Raw genomic sequence first — 1706 nt, forward strand, 5'->3', positions numbered from 1 at the left:
CAAAGGCAGGTTCTTTAAGGTAAGGAGGTGATCCAACCGCAGGTTCCCCTACGGTTACCTTGTTACGACTTCACCCCAGTCATGAATCACAAAGTGGTAAGCGCCCTCCCGAAGGTTAAGCTACCTACTTCTTTTGCAACCCACTCCCATGGTGTGACGGGCGGTGTGTACAAGGCCCGGGAACGTATTCACCGTAGCATTCTGATCTACGATTACTAGCGATTCCGACTTCATGGAGTCGAGTTGCAGACTCCAATCCGGACTACGACATACTTTATGAGGTCCGCTTGCTCTCGCGAGGTCGCTTCTCTTTGTATATGCCATTGTAGCACGTGTGTAGCCCTGGTCGTAAGGGCCATGATGACTTGACGTCATCCCCACCTTCCTCCAGTTTATCACTGGCAGTCTCCTTTGAGTTCCCGGCCGAACCGCTGGCAACAAAGGATAAGGGTTGCGCTCGTTGCGGGACTTAACCCAACATTTCACAACACGAGCTGACGACAGCCATGCAGCACCTGTCTCACAGTTCCCGAAGGCACCAAAGCATCTCTGCTAAGTTCTGTGGATGTCAAGACCAGGTAAGGTTCTTCGCGTTGCATCGAATTAAACCACATGCTCCACCGCTTGTGCGGGCCCCCGTCAATTCATTTGAGTTTTAACCTTGCGGCCGTACTCCCCAGGCGGTCGATTTAACGCGTTAGCTCCGGAAGCCACGCCTCAAGGGCACAACCTCCAAATCGACATCGTTTACGGCGTGGACTACCAGGGTATCTAATCCTGTTTGCTCCCCACGCTTTCGCACCTGAGCGTCAGTCTTTGTCCAGGGGGCCGCCTTCGCCACCGGTATTCCTCCAGATCTCTACGCATTTCACCGCTACACCTGGAATTCTACCCCCCTCTACAAGACTCTAGCCTGCCAGTTTCGAATGCAGTTCCCAGGTTGAGCCCGGGGATTTCACATCCGACTTGACAGACCGCCTGCGTGCGCTTTACGCCCAGTAATTCCGATTAACGCTTGCACCCTCCGTATTACCGCGGCTGCTGGCACGGAGTTAGCCGGTGCTTCTTCTGCGGGTAACGTCAATCGACAAGGTTATTAACCTTATCGCCTTCCTCCCCGCTGAAAGTACTTTACAACCCGAAGGCCTTCTTCATACACGCGGCATGGCTGCATCAGGCTTGCGCCCATTGTGCAATATTCCCCACTGCTGCCTCCCGTAGGAGTCTGGACCGTGTCTCAGTTCCAGTGTGGCTGGTCATCCTCTCAGACCAGCTAGGGATCGTCGCCTAGGTGAGCCGTTACCCCACCTACTAGCTAATCCCATCTGGGCACATCTGATGGCATGAGGCCCGAAGGTCCCCCACTTTGGTCTTGCGACGTTATGCGGTATTAGCTACCGTTTCCAGTAGTTATCCCCCTCCATCAGGCAGTTTCCCAGACATTACTCACCCGTCCGCCGCTCGTCACCCGAGAGCAAGCTCTCTGTGCTACCGCTCGACTTGCATGTGTTAGGCCTGCCGCCAGCGTTCAATCTGAGCCATGATCAAACTCTTCAATTTAAGTTTGATGCTCAAAGAATTAAACTTCGTAATGAATTACGTGTTCACTCTTGAGACTTGGTATTCATTTATTGTCCGAAGACATTAAGAATCCATGTCACTTTGAGTGCCCACACAGATTGTCTGATAAATTGTTAAAGAGCAGT

General features: G+C 52.6%; 1 rRNA gene. It reads right to left on the minus strand.

The features are described from left to right. Window positions 1-20: 20 nt before the first annotated feature. Window positions 21-1560 (minus strand): 16S ribosomal RNA (locus ABLV76_RS08355). Window positions 1561-1706 lie beyond the last annotated feature (146 nt).

It is taken from the genome of Klebsiella sp. GB_Kp047, assembly GCF_040065235.1.
Lineage (GTDB): Bacteria > Pseudomonadota > Gammaproteobacteria > Enterobacterales > Enterobacteriaceae > Klebsiella > Klebsiella quasipneumoniae.